Origin of the sequence: Paenibacillus hemerocallicola, assembly GCF_006265175.1 — a bacterium.
In the GTDB taxonomy this organism is placed as follows: Bacteria; Bacillota; Bacilli; order Paenibacillales; family NBRC-103111; genus Paenibacillus_AB; species Paenibacillus_AB hemerocallicola.
Genome location: NZ_VDCQ01000051.1, coordinates 24267 through 40273, shown reverse-complemented (window position 1 = coordinate 40273; position 16007 = coordinate 24267). Strand labels below are relative to the sequence as shown.

At 55.3% G+C, this 16007-nt stretch carries 12 protein-coding genes; 6 read left to right on the top strand and 6 right to left on the bottom strand.

What is annotated here, in order from left to right; genetic code table 11:
• Nucleotides 1-7: 7 nt before the first annotated feature.
• Both FE784_RS28270 and FE784_RS28265 read right to left on the bottom strand, forming a co-directional pair.
• Complete coding sequence (locus FE784_RS28270; RefSeq protein ID WP_139605607.1) at nucleotides 8-1345, bottom strand: ABC transporter substrate-binding protein; 1338 nt, start codon at nucleotides 1343-1345, stop codon at nucleotides 8-10.
• Nucleotides 1346-1372: 27 nt separating this feature from the next.
• Nucleotides 1373-2116, bottom strand: a complete 744-nt coding sequence (locus FE784_RS28265; protein ID WP_246132228.1) for an amidohydrolase family protein — start codon at nucleotides 2114-2116, stop codon at nucleotides 1373-1375.
• Nucleotides 2117-2426: 310 nt separating this feature from the next.
• On the opposite strand from FE784_RS28265, the gene FE784_RS28260 reads away from it, so the two are divergent.
• Nucleotides 2427-2672 (top strand): hypothetical protein, encoded by a 246-nt coding sequence (locus FE784_RS28260; RefSeq protein ID WP_139605605.1) that lies wholly within the window; start codon nucleotides 2427-2429, stop codon nucleotides 2670-2672.
• Between the two features lie 761 nt (nucleotides 2673-3433).
• On the opposite strand, the gene FE784_RS28255 is transcribed toward FE784_RS28260, so the two are convergent.
• The 4 genes from FE784_RS28255 to FE784_RS28240 form a co-directional block, all read right to left on the bottom strand.
• The gene (locus FE784_RS28255) at nucleotides 3434-3943 is read right to left on the bottom strand and encodes a DUF1854 domain-containing protein (RefSeq protein ID WP_139605604.1); all 510 of its coding nucleotides are present in this window, start codon (nucleotides 3941-3943) and stop codon (nucleotides 3434-3436) included.
• A gap of 2 nt (nucleotides 3944-3945) precedes the next feature.
• On the bottom strand, nucleotides 3946-6132 hold the full coding sequence (locus FE784_RS28250; RefSeq protein WP_139605603.1) for an ABC transporter ATP-binding protein: 2187 nt from the start codon (nucleotides 6130-6132) through the stop codon (nucleotides 3946-3948).
• A gap of 203 nt (nucleotides 6133-6335) precedes the next feature.
• Nucleotides 6336-7682, bottom strand: coding sequence for an extracellular solute-binding protein (locus FE784_RS28245; protein ID WP_139605602.1), 1347 nt, complete (start codon nucleotides 7680-7682; stop codon nucleotides 6336-6338).
• Between the two features lie 86 nt (nucleotides 7683-7768).
• Nucleotides 7769-9241, bottom strand: a complete 1473-nt coding sequence (locus FE784_RS28240) for a glycoside hydrolase family 88 protein (RefSeq protein ID WP_176706580.1) — start codon at nucleotides 9239-9241, stop codon at nucleotides 7769-7771.
• A gap of 312 nt (nucleotides 9242-9553) precedes the next feature.
• On the opposite strand from FE784_RS28240, the gene FE784_RS28235 reads away from it, so the two are divergent.
• From FE784_RS28235 to FE784_RS28215, 5 genes are all read left to right on the top strand, one after another.
• Nucleotides 9554-10363 carry a helix-turn-helix domain-containing protein gene (locus FE784_RS28235; protein WP_139605600.1) on the top strand — a complete coding sequence of 270 codons (810 nt, stop codon included), beginning with the start codon at nucleotides 9554-9556 and terminating at the stop codon, nucleotides 10361-10363.
• Nucleotides 10364-10642: 279 nt separating this feature from the next.
• Nucleotides 10643-12388, top strand: coding sequence for an ABC transporter ATP-binding protein (locus FE784_RS28230; protein WP_139605599.1), 1746 nt, complete (start codon nucleotides 10643-10645; stop codon nucleotides 12386-12388).
• A complete protein-coding gene (locus FE784_RS28225) occupies nucleotides 12385-14103 on the top strand; it encodes an ATP-binding cassette domain-containing protein (RefSeq protein ID WP_139605598.1) in 1719 nt (572 codons plus the stop codon). Before FE784_RS28230 ends, FE784_RS28225 begins: the two co-directional genes overlap by 4 nt.
• 168 nt (nucleotides 14104-14271) lie before the next feature.
• The gene (locus FE784_RS28220) at nucleotides 14272-14952 is read left to right on the top strand and encodes a C40 family peptidase (RefSeq protein WP_139605597.1); all 681 of its coding nucleotides are present in this window, start codon (nucleotides 14272-14274) and stop codon (nucleotides 14950-14952) included.
• A 169-nt stretch (nucleotides 14953-15121) separates the two neighbouring features.
• Nucleotides 15122-15841, top strand: a complete 720-nt coding sequence (locus tag FE784_RS28215; RefSeq protein ID WP_139605596.1) for a FadR/GntR family transcriptional regulator — start codon at nucleotides 15122-15124, stop codon at nucleotides 15839-15841.
• The last annotated feature ends 166 nt before the right edge of the window (nucleotides 15842-16007 follow it).

The following is a 16007-nucleotide window of genomic DNA, read 5'->3' as shown; positions in this document are numbered from 1 at the left end:
GCTTCGGCTACTTGCTGAGCGCCGCGGCGATTTCCTTGTCGTGGGCTTCGGCGGCATCCCGAAGCGCGGTGTTGATATCTTTCTTTCCGGTTACGATATCGGCGAACAGCAGTTGCTCGTACTTCGTATCGATCGACATATACTTGGTCACTCCGGTGCTCGGGGCGAGCTTCGACCACAATATTTCTTTGTTTTTGCCGGTGAAGTCGGGCAAATCCGCGCTGTATTGCTTCATAAGCTCCGCGCTGTTTTTGGTAATCGGAAGATAGCCCTGCTTCACGTAATAAGCCTGGAACTCGTCGGAGGCAAGCGATGCCGCGACCTGGAAGGCGACATCCGGATTTTTGCTCGTATTCGTGACGTACATGTAGTTCGGATACGTCTGCGGTCCGGTTCCCGGGGCTTCCTTCCGCTGCGGCAGCCTGATCATATCCCAGTTCAATTCTTTCGGAAATTTGTACAGCTGCCACGTATTGTCGAGTCCCACATACATGGCCGACGTGCCTTTCACGAACGCGTCCACCATTTGCGCCACGCTCGGATTTTGGTTCCAATCGTTACCCGGCAAGCGGAAGAAACCCGTCATGAATTCCATTTCTTTCTTGTAGGCGTCGCCCGTATAAAGCGCCTTGAATGTTTTGGCGTCCTGGCCCGGGACCGACGTTTGGTTAAGCAGGAACAAATGCCAGTAGGCGGCGGTCAGTCCGCGGTAATTCACCCCGGCTTCGGTTCTCGACAGCTTTTTGACGGATTCGTATATTTCATCCCAGGTGGAATTGTTCGTAGGGAAGGATACCCCGAATTTGCTGAACAAGTCTTTATTGTAGAACAAGGTTAGCGTATTGGTCGTAAAAGGGATGCCGTATATGCCGCCGTTCGCAAACTGCTTCTGAATCTCTACCGTCGACGGCTCAAGACGATTCAGGTCGAAGCCGAATTTCTTGATTTGCGGCGTCAAATCGAGCTGCAGCTCGTTGTCCAGAAGCGCCCCCGGCGTCGAGCCGCTCGGCGTAATCAGGATGTCGAACTTTTCACCGGAGGCCAAATAATCTTTCGTGGCTCTGGCGGCTCCCGCTGTTACGATGGTTGGCATATATTTCAGCTTTACGTTCGGAAATTTTTTCTCCACGAATGATCCGATATGGGTTTTCATGAACTCTTCCGTAAATCCGCTCATCGTCGCGTGAATGGCCAGCTCCACGGGCTCGCTGGGCGCCGACGCAGGCTTGGCGTTATCCGTTCCGGCTGCTTTCCCGTCTACGCTGCCGCCCTTATCCCCCGAACAGGCAGCCAATAACACCGCCGCAGCCGCCAATACGGCGCATACTTGTTTGCTTTTTTTCATTAGGACATCCCCCCGGGAACGATTGGATTAAGCAGACACGCCTTGCAATAGCGACTCCATATTTTGGGCCATAACGAGATCAAGCTGTTCCGTCGTCAAGCCCGCTCCCAACACCTTGCCGATATTGCTGGCCAAGCATGCGCCGTACAAATCCGAACCGAAGATGACCCGTTTCGCTCCGAGTCTGCTTACCGCTATGCTCACTTCCGCACCGCCGATCGGCGATCCGGATGTGTCCGTGTACACGTTCGGATAAGGCTCCACCAAATTTACGGCGCTTTCGACTTGTCCGGCCATATGGGCCATAATGATTCGCGCCTCGGGATATCTCCGTGCCAGGTTCGCCACATGCGCGGCCGTTGACTCGTACGGCAGCTGGCCTACCGTCTTGCGCCAAGCATGGATGAGTATGGGCGCGCGGTAGGCGATGGCCTGCTCGATGAACGGGTAGACGAGAGGATCGTCGCACAGCGTCGCGACCCACAGCTTCAGGCCGATCATCCGCTGGTCCTCGATGCGACGGCGGAAATCTTCCAGCGCCGCTTCGCCGTGCCGGGGATTGACGTAGCAATAGCCCGCAACCCGATCCGGATGGCGCCGCATGACCGCATACAGGTCGTCGTTCGATTGGCTCACCTTGTCGAATGACGGATAATACCCCATGCCGACGACCGTGGAGCACACAAATAACTTCACGCCGAGCCGGTCGCCCTCCTCCAGCGTGCCGGGAGCCAGATCCGGCCCCCGCAAATGCACATGCGCATCAATCATGTTCAAGCTTTACTCCCCCTCTGATCAACATTAGTGTCAATACTAAGAACGTTGGTATAAGAACCGTACATGTTCCGCCTATAAGCTATATGATTCCATTTAGTGTACAGCTGCTGAGTATCGAATAGTATATGTACCGTTCCTATACCATTACTTACGATTAGTATATCCGCTACCGCAAGCGTTTTCAATATAAAGTTTCGCTTTTCCGATAAATAGACGCCGGCAGACTGTTTTCCATCGTTAAATGGCTACGGCCGCATATACTGTCATATGCCCTATCATCCCGCCCCTGAAGGGAGGCTCCGCCATGTACAGGCAATTCCCGCAACCGCAGCCCCCGCTGCACCAAAAAGCGAGAAGCTTGCTGGGCCGGCCGGTCGGCCTATCGCTCAAATCCGGCCAAGGCGTCGCAGGCGTGCTATGCCAAGTGCAGGCCAACGAGGTTTTCATCCTGCAATATTTGTATCAGGCGCAATTCGCCACGTTCCACTACGCCTTTACCGACATTCAGGACATTTACGCCTTTCCGAGATGCACGCAAGGCCCCTACTGACTAGCCGGGAACGGTGCGACGCGAAAAACTAGACGGCAAACGATGACAGCAAAAATTCGTTAACCTTTGCACCGCGCCTCTCTACGGCTAAATTAGGCAAGATGCTGGTGCAACAATCAGAGCACGATTAATCTCCCATGAGTGCTTCCCGTAAGGAAGCGACAATCTGTGATGCTCCGTGATCGTTGGAGTCAGACTAACGGTTGGGCTCAAAGGCACCATAGCTAATCGACCTCCCGGCGTGGAGGCGGCCAAAGCGCTTGGCGCGCCGGACTATGTGCATATGGTCGTCCGCGTGGTTCGCGGCATGACGGCCGTCGGTCGATCGGAATGCATCTATTGTATGCTCGGGAAGGCTAACCGCCATATTCGGAACTTGCGAGATCGCCAATCCACAAAATAGCGGAACAGGAGTTTGTTATTGACCCCAATACCGGAGTCGATGGCGAAATAACGGATTACCGTTCCTCTAATCCGCGGTTTACGTTCATTTTCACCTCGAAAGATCGAGTTAACGGAAGCTTGTTCCGTTATCTTCAGAAGTGTAATGGAATTCGGTCCAACAACGGAATACGGTTCCTTTATTTACGACAAAGTGATGCACCGGCTCCCTTTATTTACGACAAAGTGATGCACCAGCCCCCTCAAATGGCATCCGGTCAGTAGGCGGATTACGTAAAGTAGAAAAAAAACGGGCCGACCGGAGTACAATGCCGGTAGACCCGCTTCGTTATCCATAAAGGCGGGCCTTCTGCCCATCCTCACATGACTCTGGAGAGCAGCTTCCGGCTCTGCGGATCAAGCGCCTCCGTATCGTAAATTTCGCACCGGTTGCCGTCCATGTCGGACAATAGCAGCCGGCTTTCGCCGACCATCTGGATATGCTCGTGCAGGTTGCGCATCGACAATTTGATCGGACCGAGCGTCGTCTGCAGCTCCCACACCCACATGCCGGGATATTGCTTGATTTTGTCGATGCGGTCGACCCGCGGCACGAGATAGCGCAGGCGAAGCTCCATTCTCGCCTCCCCCAGGCTGTCCGGATCCAGGTCGGTTAGCCGTTCGATAATGCCGATCTCCTCGCCCTTCCCGTCCCGCACCGAAATGTACTCCTCCTGACGGGATAACGGATACGTCCGGTACAGCAGCACTTCCGGACTGCGCTCCCCTCCGTAGTCCATCTCCAGCACGCCGCCCGTCCCCCGGAAGAAGCGCACGCGATCCGGATCCAGCAGCCGGATTTCGTATTTCACGTCCGTAACCTGTTCCATATTCAGCTTTGCACTCCTTTTATTTTGGAGATTTCCTTCTGAGCTTCGACGAGCTTGAAGTAAGCGCCCTTCTTCTCCAGCAGCTCCTCATGCGTGCCGGTTTCGGCGATGCCGCCTTTGTCCAGCACGACAAGCCGATCCGCTTCGCGAAGCGTGGACAGCCGATGCGCGATCGCGAACGTCGTCCGTCCTTTGACCAGACGAGCGATCGCTTCCTGGATTTGCCGCTCCGTTTCGGTGTCGACCGAAGCCGTCGCTTCGTCGAGAATAAGTATCCTCGGATCGTGCACGATTGCGCGGGCTATGGCGATCCGCTGCTTCTCGCCTCCTGACAACCGATGCCCGCGTTCGCCTACCTTCGTGTCGTATCCATCCGGCATCCGCACGATAAAATCGTGAGCGTTGGCGATTTTCGCGGCGCGCATAATATCGAGCGGCGAAGCATCCGGCTTCGAATAGGCGATGTTTTCCGCGACGGTGCCGTCGAATAGAAACGTCTCCTGCAGCACGACGCCGATCTGCCTGCGCAGATCCTCCTGGTCGATTTTCCGCAGATCGATGCCGTCCACCGTTATCGAGCCTTGATCCGGATCGTAGAAACGGCATATCATATTGATCATCGTCGACTTGCCGGCGCCGGAATGGCCGACGAGACCGATCATTTCGCCCGGCTCCACCTTCAGGCTGACGTTTTTCAAGACGGGGTGGTGCTTCTCGTAGCCGTACGTAACATTGCTGAGCTCTACCCTCCCGACCACCCGCGGAATCGAGACGGCATCCTTGGACGTCGGCACCTCGGATTGCGTGTCCATAATCTCGAACACGCGGTCCGATGCCGCAAGCGCCCGGCTGGTCCAGTTCAACGCCTGGCTGAACCATTGCAGCGGCCCGAAGAACATGCCCAAGTAGGCGATAAATGCCATAAGCGTGCCGAGGGAAACTTCGTCGCGAATAACGTCCCAGCCGCCAAAATACCAGACGAGCAGCGCGCCGGACGTCGTAATCAGCGAGAACAGCGGGAATATGCCTTGCCATACGCCCTCCATGCGGATCGTCTGACTAACGAGCGTCGTATTGGCGTCGCCGTACCGATCCTTCTCCGCATACTCCTGACCGAACGCCTTGACGACCCGGATGCCCTGCAGCGCATCCCCGACCAGCATGTTGATCCGGTTGACCGCACGCCATTGCCTATACCACAAATGGCGCATCGTCGGCCATATCGTCAGCGAAGCGATCAAAATCAGCGGCGTCGGCAGCAGCGCGAGCAGCGTCAGCTTCCAGCTCAGGCTCGCCATCGTCGTAATGATCGCGACCAGCATGAGCACCTGCCCGGATATCCATATAACCCCGTCGGTCAAAAATTGCCGCATCGCTTCCGAATCGCTGTTCACCCGTCCGATAAATTGGGACGTCTGTCTTCTGTCGAAAAAGCTTAGCGACAAGTTCATAAGCGATTGGTAAATGTCGCGCCGTATGTCCCCCATCAGCTTGCTGCCGACCCATACGCCTATGTAGCCCCGCAGCGTCTGCATGAGAGACAGCATCACGCGGGCGGCCGCGAGTCCAATGACGAGCAGGAGCAGCGCGGAGCCGACCGATTTAGGCTGGATGACGTCATCGACGATGATCTTCGTCAAATAAGGCGGCACCAGCTCCATCAAGGTGGCCACCATCAACAGCAGCGCCGCCGTAATCATGCTGCCCTTGTACGGCTTGGCATAAGCGAGCAGGCGCATGATGACTTTGCCCTTGTCCATACAGGTCGGACAAACGTTCGTTCCTTCCGGCAGACGGCTTTGGCAGGAGGGGCAAATTTTCGGCTCGTCTTTCTCGGAAGGAACGGGAAGCTCCTCCTTTTTGACGATCGCCTGAATCGTCTTGGCGGCGAAGCCCATCCTGCCGTTCAACACCGACGTGTAGCGGGCAAGCGCGACAGGCCCTTCCTCCGTATCGGCGATCAATACACCTCCGCCTACGGACGAGACGATCCGGGCTTCCTTGACTTCGGCGATATCGACTGCTTTCGCCGCGTGTCCGCCTTCGGACACCTCGATCCGATCCATGTAAACGCTTAAGTTCCCTTCAACCGGACTCCCGTTCTTGCCGATGTCGTATCGGACGGACAAAACCGGCCCATCGGGCCGACCCGCACTCTCCTTGTGCAGCTCCCGTTCGATTACACTCATGGCGCCACTCCTCTCTCTTCTCCCGAATTGATCATAGAACATTTGTTCGCCTTTCACATCCACCATTATAATGGATATTTACAATTTCAGGTAGTATAAATTTTTGGATCGGAACGAAGCCCGGAAAAATGGGCAAAGGCGGCCAAGCGGCCGCCCCGTCCGATCCTATGAATCTATATGTCCCAGTCGCTTGTCCGATGCCGTCACTTCGCGCCGGTCGTGGCGATTTGCTCCTCGATTCGCTTGTTCGAAGTCGCCTCGGCTTCGCGCAATGCCGTATTGACGTCCTTTTTGCCCGCGACGACCTCCGCGAATACGGCCTGGATGCTCGTATCGGCGATAGCATAATAGGGCGAGAACGGGGGAGCCGCGGCGAACTTCTCCGGGAAAAACGCGTTGATGTTTTTGCCCTTGTAGTTTTTGTTGTTCAGACCGAAAGCCGCCTTTACTTCCGGCGTGTTGATCGCCGGCGTAAAGCCTTCCTTCGCCAATTCGACCTGAACCTCCGTCGAGGTCAAAAAGGCGGCGACCTCGAAGGCGGCTTGCTTATGCTTGCTGTTGGACATGACATACATGTAGTACGGATCGACCGAAGGCGCTACCCCGGCCGCTTCCTTGTAGTGAGGCATGGACACGACGTCCCAGTTCAATACTTCCGTATCGGGCAGTCTCCGGGCGACGTTCGTATAGTGCGGATACATGGCCAGCGTCTGCTCCTTGAAAAACATGTTTTCCAAATCGGAGCCCTTCGCCATTCTATCCGTCGCTTCGAATCCGGGAATTTTGAAAAACCGCAGCCAGTTTTCAAATATGACCTTGACCTTGTCATCAAAGGCAGACTTGTTCGTCGCCGGATCGACGAGCGCTACCGGCAGCTGACTTGTCCGGTATTGCCACAATATATTCGTGCCGAGTCCGTAATATTTCACGCCGCCTTCGATCCGGCTCAATTTGACCGCAGTCTCGTACAGCTCATCGTAGGTCATGCCGGATTTCGGATAGGCTACTCCGAATTTGTCGAAAATCGTGCGGTTGTAGAACAGCACCTGAAACTGGGTAAAGGCCGGAAGACCGTAAAGACCGCCTTTGGCAATATCGCGCTGCGTATCGATAATCGTTTTGTCGAACCGGTTCAAATCGAATTTGTTTGCTTGAATCATTTGCGACAAATCCGTATGCAGATTGTAATCCATTACCATCCGACGCGTACCGGACGGGGTTACGAGCATCAGGTCGAACGGAGTTCCCGTCGTGATCAACTGTTCCAGCGGCGTATTGCTGTTCGGAATCAGCTTCGGGGTAATATGCGGGAACTTCTTCTTGATGGCGTTCCCGTAAAGAGCGTCGAACATTTCCTCGGTCCAGTTCGATTGCCCGCCGTACAATACGATCTCGATCGGTTCCTGCGGCTTCGCTTCCGCCTGCTTGCCGGTCGAATCCGCGCCAGCCCCTTGCTGCGGATTGTTGTCCGTATTGCCGCTGCAGCCTGCTGCCCATACAGCCAGCATGGCCGCGCATGCAACGCTTGCACCTGCGCGATATTTCCTCATACCGATACCCTCCGTTTTTTAAAAATTATCGGATAAAGCGCTTTACTTATCATGAACTATCCGCCCCCGGCACAATGCGGTTCGCCTTATGCGGACCGATGCTCTTGAACCGCCGCATACAGCTGCGCAAGCAGCCCCATTCCCATCTGCGACAACACGCGATAGCCGCAGGTCTGCAGCTCGATCCCGCCCGCATTATGCTGAGTGACGCCCGATAGAATGCCGTCCGGAGTCAAATGCGGCCGAATCGCTTCCAGCGTTTTTGCCGCCGCATCGTAATGATGCTGCCCGAGCAGGCCGTAATTGGCTCCCAATGCAAGTGCCGCGGCGATCCCGACCGAGCCCGAGGTTTCCGGAGCGGTTTCCGGCTCGGACAGGAATGCTGTCCATAGTCCTTCCGGCCGTACCCAATGCATGGCGACATCCGCTATTCTTTTCAATTCTTGTTCCATCTCCCCGACGCCCGGCAACCGGCCGAACTCGGAATGTTTAAGCTCGTGCCAGGTTCGCGTCATACCGAGCATGTACCAGGCATAGGCCCGCGACCAGCTGCGGAAATAATGCGTATCCGACATCCGATTGTATCGCAAGAACAGATGATTGCCTCTGGCCAGCGTGTCTCGGCGAAGCAGCGCTTGGCCTATAGCCTGCTCGGCCAAATCCGCCCGCCCCAGTTTTGCGGCAATGACCGCCTGCGGGTATGCAACCGTATACATCCCTTCCGCCGTAATCGAGTTGCCGTCGACAATCGCTCCGCCGCTTGCCTCCGATCGCGACTCCCAGAACGAGATTGCCCGTTTTACGACCGGATGGTCGGGTCGGAACTTGGCAATGATCGCCAGCGGAAGCGTCGCTTCGATGGTCGTCAGCGCATCGTCCGCGGCTTGGCCGTGAAGGTCTTCGTACAGAAGCTGCCCATCCGCGCTCAAATATTGTCCGAGATGCGCTTCTATTACCGGATCGATGCGACTTGCCCCGACGATCGGACGCAGCGCGTACAAGCCGTCCAACACGCAGCCCTCCAGCCATCCGAATGGCTGCAGCGAGGATAGCGAAGCGATGCTGTTCAGGAACTGCTCCATCCGCCGTTCCCCGCCTCCGATAAGCAAGTGGGGTACGAAAAGCTTGCGCGATTCGTTGCCCTGCAGCTCGTCGAATATCCATAACGGTTGCCCGTCTCCTTCCATCCGCAGCGTCACGCCTTCGCGAATCGCGGCCCGGGTCTGTTCGTCGTCGAGAATGATCTCGAACGGCTGATACGTATAAGCGTAACGGATATCGAAGCTTCCGATCCGCTCCTCCGACCGCCCCAAATACGCCTCCACCCTTTGCGCCTCCCTGTAGTCGAGCGCTACCGCAATCCGCAGTCTGCTCCCGCCTGCACCCCGCGAATCGATCGAAGGCACGCCATCCTTCCACTCCAGATAAAGCCCGTCCTTCCGATCGAGCTGAACGGCCGTCCAACCGCGCGGCAGCCTTCTGCCCCCGGGAATCGTCCCGACGGCGTTGTTTGCGGCGATATACGCCGGATAATAAGCAGGCACATCGTTATTCGACACCGTTTGTCCCCCAATAAACTTAACAATTTTTAAGTATTTTTTAACTAATTCCATCCAATCGCAAAACTCCGTTCGACTTCGCTCAGCTCCCTTCATCACAACAACTATGGAATATGCAAGGTATAACAAGGCATTTCCCCCGATAGGGTTAAATCCTATTTTAGACTTTTTCATCCGGAACGCCATTAGGAATATCCCAAAAACTTAACGATTTCACTATTAAAAACTTGTAAATAAGATTGCTTTTTTTCCTGTCCGCATGTAAGCTCGACCTTAAAGAATTCCGAGGATGGCAAACATGGAGGGATACGTATGCTTCGATTGGAAAATGTAATTTATGACGACAATATTCCGAACTGGCGAAGATCCCGCATCAAATCGATGAGGTATGTCATTATTTTTGTCGTGCAGGGTACGTTTCAGTTTCAATTGGACGACTTCGAGACCGAATTGACCAAAGGCGATATTTTGTATGTGCGCCCGGGGCCGTACCGATCCGGAACGAACGGTCCGCATCCCCCGCATCAAAAGTACGTCGCCCATTTCCAGCTCGACCCGTCTTCCCGGCTGCTCGCCTCTCCCCACGCCGACGAGAAAGGGTACGAGCTGTTCAAAACGAATAGGGCGGAATATTTCAGACAACGATTTCATGTGCTGCACCAGGCGTGGATCGACAAAAGCGCATACCACGAATTTGTATGCCACGGCCTGATATCGGAAATTTACGGTTCGCTGCTGCAGGAGCTGGAGCGGAAAAACATTTCCTCGTACAAGCTGAAAATCGCCCGCCAAATCGAGAGGTACATCCAGGAGCACTATAAAGAGGACATCAAGCTCGGCCAGCTGTGCGAGCTTGTCCAGCTCTCGCCCAACTACGTCATCCATATTTTCAAAGAAGTGTTCAACCAAACTCCACTTGGGTATATTCACCAATTGCGTATCTCCGTCGCCCACGATCTGCTGCTCCAATCGGACATGGCGATTCACGAAATTTCGAGCTATCTCGGTTTTTGCGATCCAACCTACTTTAATCGGGTGTTCAGAAAAATAACCGGCAAGCCGCCGTCTTTGCTTCGCAAGGAAAAAAAGGCCGAAGCCGCAAATAGCAGCCGGGACGGCTAGCGGCTTTGGCTAAAACTGGTCGGCGGCGGCGATGCCGGAAAACGGTACCATCACTCGCATGCGCTTTCCCAAGTCAATCTTCTGCAAACGACAAAAAGACCCGTACATTCCATGTACGGGTTCGTTGAGTTCAATATTCAGACATAAGTAAACACAAGTAGGGTATCCTTGACATCCATATTATTAGTATAAACGGGCGGCAAATATAAGTCTATACTTTTCCCGATTTTTCCATTATTTTTTTGAAGTAATCCATTTCATCACTTACAGGAGGAACCGATGGATCTATATTCAACCCGGAGTCGTACCTTTTTCGTGCTGCGCCGCTTGTCCCCGCATAAAGCAAAAGTCGCCGTCCTATTCTCCTTGATCCTGGTCGGCATCGGTTTGCAAGTTTACAGTCCGCGGTATGTCCAGCTTTTCATCGATCAGGCGAAAGAAGGCAAAGGCTCCTCCGTGCTGATGATGTCGGCGTTCCTGTTCTTTGGGCTGACGGCCTTGCGGCAGATCGCGTCGGTTGCGGTTCAAGTTCTCGCAGGCGACATCACATGGACGGTCACGAACCGGCTTCGGCTCGAATTGACCCGGCTTTGTCTGGAGCGAGATTGGCAATTTCACGAGAAGCACGCTCCCGGCGAGCTGGTCGAACGGATCGACGGGGACGTCGGGAAGCTGAACAACTTTTTGTCGGCGTTTATTTTGAAAGTGATAGGCAATCATTTGCTGATCATCGCCATTGCCGCGGCCATTCTGCTCATCCATCCCGTTATTGGCGCGGTTGTAATCGTCCTTTCCGTCATTGCCCTTTACGTGCTGCACCGAATGGGCAATTATGGCACAGCGGCCGTACGCGGCTATTTGGCCGAATCGGCCGAAATGCTCGGGTATTTGGACGAGAGGATAACGGGGAGGGAAGACATACGGGCCTTGGACGCCAATTCATTTGCGCTGGCTTCGTACTATAGGGGGCTTAGACGTTTATACCGTACGCGAAAGCAAACGGGCTCCATTCTTGCCACCTCGTTGAATACGGCCGACGTGACGCTTGCCGCCATCCTGTCCGGCTCCATTCTGTGCATCGGCTTGTTGACGCTGCGGAATGCGGATTTGAGCCTCGGGACGGTGTTCCTCGTCTACTACTATATAACGCTCCTGCTTGTCCCTCTTCGCAATATCGTATACGAAATATCGGACCTGCAGCAGGCGGGTGCGGCCTTGCAGCGAATCGGCGAGCTGCTCGACGAAGAAGACCGCAGCAGCCCGACCGGCGTGCGAATCGGGGAATTCGAAGGTTTGTCCGTCCGATTCGACAATGTAACGTTCGGCTATGAGGAGACGAAGCCGGTCATCCGGAACTTCAATCTGGATCTGCCGCCCAACCGGACAATCGGAATTATCGGAAGATCCGGCAGCGGCAAGTCGACGATAGCCAAGCTTTTATTCCGATCGTGCGAGGCTCAGCAGGGTATGGTCTCGATAAACGGAACCGACATTCGGCGCATCGATGCGGACAGCCTGCTGACGCTTATTGCCTACGTCCCCCAATCCGTAGAGCTGTTCGAGGGGACACTGCGGGATAACGTAACGATGTTCGACGCAACCGTCGGCGACGAGTTGATATGGGAAACGTTCCGCATGCTGCGCATGGACGAATGGGCGAGGCGGTTTGCCGATGGACTGGATACGACCATCGACCGGGACGGAATGAACGTCTCTGCGGGCGAAGCCCAATTGATCGCCTCCGCGAGAGCTTTTCTCAAACGGCCGAAGCTGGTCATTCTGGATGAAGCGACGTCCCGAATCGACCCCGACACCGAATCCGCGACCCGGCAAGCGATTGAAGAGCTGATGCGGGATCGGACGGTCGTCATCATTGCCCATAAGCTTTCTACCGTTGCAAACACGGACTTCTTGCTCGTCATGCGTGACGGAAAGGCCGTCGAATTCGGCGAGACGCGACTGCTGGCCGACGATCCGTCGAGCGAGTATGCCCGCATGCGGAAAAAAGCGGGAGGTGGCGGATGAAGGACGTTTGGAAAGTGTTGAGCCGCATATTCGGGTACTACCCGGTCAATTACAGCGTCATTACGCTCATCCGTATTTTCGGCTACGCGGGATTGGGCCTTCTGTCCGGGTTAGCGATCAAACGATTTTTCGACTATGCCGCCGCATCGGCGCTTACGCCCGGAATCGTGTACGAAATTGCGGCTCTGCTCATTGTCATACCGCTTATCCAAGCACTGACTTATTCGATCGATCTGGCTTTAAGCTACGGCTGGACGGAAATCATCCGGTCGTATTTCCGGCGAAACCTGTTCCGTTTCGTTCTGGAGAAGCCGGGTGCGACACCGCTGCCCGTCAGCCACGGCAAGCTAACGAATATACTCCGCAGCGACGTAGGCGTGCCGGAATCGCTGATGTGGGACATCCCTTATTTTCTCGCCTACGCCGTATTTTCGATATGCGGCCTTGTTATGCTGGCTGCTATCGATTGGACGGCCACGGCGGCCTTGTTCTCCCCTCTTCTGCTCACCGTCGCTGCCATGCGATGGCTGAAGCGCCGAATCGCATTCCATTACGACCGACAGCAGCTGACATCCGATCGGTTCCTCGGCATGCTGTCCGATATGTTCCGTCATCATGAAGCGATCCGCATCAACAATGCCGTGAATGCATTCATGGAAAGGCTGGGCGCCGTCGGAGAAGAGCGGGCCGAAGCGGGCAAACGAAACGCCGTATTCAATACCGTCCTCGCCTCCGTGTACGATAATATCGTGAATGTCGGCACCGCCCTGCTGCTGCTGACGATCGGCACCAAAATGCGGACCGGAGATTTCTCGGTCGGAAGCTTTACTTTGTTTCTTTATTTCCTCGGATACGTGTCAGGCACGATCCGTCTGCTCGGTACGACGGCGGCCGGGTTCCGCAAAACGGAATCGGCGCTGGCCAGAATCCGTGAACTGCTGGGCGACGATCACGTACGAAAGCTGACGGCCGGCGATTCCCTCTATTTGAAGGGAGAGCTTCCCGCTTGCGACGAAGTTCCGCTACGGCAGGATGTTTTGCAGCGAATCGAAGTACGCCGCTTCACCTGTACATACGCCGGAACGGCTTCCGGTATACGCGACATTTCGTTTTCGATGCCGCGGGCATCGTTCACCGTCGTCACCGGTCCGGTCGGGTCCGGCAAGACGACCTTGCTGCGCGCCGTGCTCGGCCTGCTTCCGGCAAGCTCTGGAGAGCTTCTATGGAATGGACGGGCCGTCGACAGTCCGGCACGGTTTTTCGTCCCTCCCGTTGCGAGCTATGTGCCGCAAGTGCCGGCTTTGTTCGGGGGAACCTTTAGAGACAATGTACTGCTCGGGTACCCCGACGAAGGAAGATTGGACGACGCTTTGCAGGTGTCGGTGCTGGAAGACGATGTACGGCGTTTTCCCGACGGCGCCGACACGCTGCTCGGACCGAATGGAGCGGCATTGTCCGGAGGTCAACGCCAGCGTGTCGCCGTAGCTCGCATGGCCGCCCGCCAAGCACAGCTGTGGGTGCTCGACGACAGCTCGAGCGCATTGGACGCGGAAACCGAAATCCGCATGTGGGAGCGAATCGACGCGCTCCGCCGATCTGCGGGCATCACCTGTCTCGTGGTCAGCGCCAAGCCGTTCGTGCTGCAGTACGCCGATCAAGTGATCGCGCTGCGGAACGGCCGGATCGACCCGGCATCCTCGCGGTTGCTGGCCTGAATCCGCTTCTCGCTCGGCAGGGACAGCTTTGCAAACCGACGACTTCATGAAAATAAATATCAATAATATTCCAATAGATGAAAATGTGGGGCACATTACCTTACATGTAAACAATTTGCCAATGAAATCCCTTTCTAGTGAAGCTACAATAAATACGGGAGGGATGACATGAAAAAAAAGATTGTGAGCATTGTTTCTATCGCCGCCTTGTCGCTGACCATTTCCACGAGCGCCTTCGCTTCGCCGGGAACGGTAGAACGGAGTGTCAACTTCCGTTCGGCGCCATCTACCAACAGCTCGGTCTATCAATTGATCAAATCCGGTCAATCGATTGAGATTTTGAGTAAAGTCAACTCATATTGGTACAAAGTATCATATAACGGCAAAACCGGCTATGTCTCCACCGATTACGTAAGATCGGGCGGTTCATCCGGCGGTTCATCCGGCGGAGGCGGCTCCTCGAACGCATCGGCCAAGGCGGACCGAATTATCGCTCACGCCAGGGCGCTCAAAGGCGTCGTCAGCTACGATTTCGGCGTCAACAGACCGACATCGGTCATGGATTGCTCGGCATTCACGAAATACGTATTCGGGCTCGAGGGCGTGTCGCTCAAATGGGGAACCCGATACCAGAAAGACGCCGGCAGCGCCGTATCGAAGAGCAATTTGCAAAAAGGCGATCTCGTCTTCTTCTGGACGAACACCTCGGGAACGATCAGTCACGTAGGCATATACATAGGAAACGGGCAGTTCATACATAACAGTCCATCCTTCGACGGAGTAGGCACATCGTCGCTCACGTCGGGGTATTGGTCCAATCATTACGTATCTGCCCGCAGAGTACTATAACATTTCAACCGTGGAATACATCGGGAAGCTTGCCAACGATGCCACCGCACGTCCGCTGCGCCTAACCGCGCAGCCGGGCGTTTTTGTTTTTGCCGGATGCCTGGCGCTTTCCCTTCTTCCTGCCGTCTGTGCTACAATAATACCGACTAGCCGGATGGAGGAACGAAGGATGGAAGTTACGCGCATCGCGACAAGGAAAATATATGAGCAAATCGCCGAACAGATCAAGGAGCAAATCGTCAACGGCAAGCTTTCGCCCGGGCACAAGCTTCCCTCTACGCGGGAGCTGACCGAGCTGTATCAGGTCGGCCGATCGACAATGCGTGAAGCGTTAAGCATGCTGAAGGCAATGGGCTTGATCGAAATCCGCCAAGGCGAAGGCTGCTTCGTCCGCAGCGTAGACGCACTGGAAATGGACGTTCCCCGGTTCGAGCATTTATTCACCAGTCTGGAATCGGTCGTCGAGCTGCTGGAGGCGCGTTATTCGCTCGAGGTGGCGAATGCGGGATTGGCCGCCGCCAAGCGTACGGATGAGGACATCGAGGCACTGGAAAGCGTTTTGTCCGACATGGACAGCGAGCTCGATACGGAATCGGTCGGCGAGGAGCAAGATATGCGATTCCATTTGACGCTCGCGCAGGCGACGCACAATTCAATCATGGTGAAGCTGCTCGAGACGATATCGGCCCAAGTGGCGCTTACGATCCGGGAAACGCGGCGTGTCCGTTTATATGCGAACAAGGAGATTGCCCGGCAGCTGTGGCAGGAGCACAAGGCGATCGCGGACGCCGTTGCGGCTCGTGACCCGGAACGGGCCCAAGCGGCAATGGCCTACCACCTGAAAATTGTCGAGAATGAGATTATGACCGCGTTGAAACGGAACGGGTAGATCCGCTGCCTGTTCCGGGCCAGCCGGGAGCAACGGCCCGGAGCGGACCGTCACGAGAACACCTCCGTCCCCATCCTCCGCCCACCATGCTTGGTCATACTCTACCATAAGGCGAACCCGAAAAAAATCCTTTTCATCGAACCAGTTATCTGATAACCTGATCATA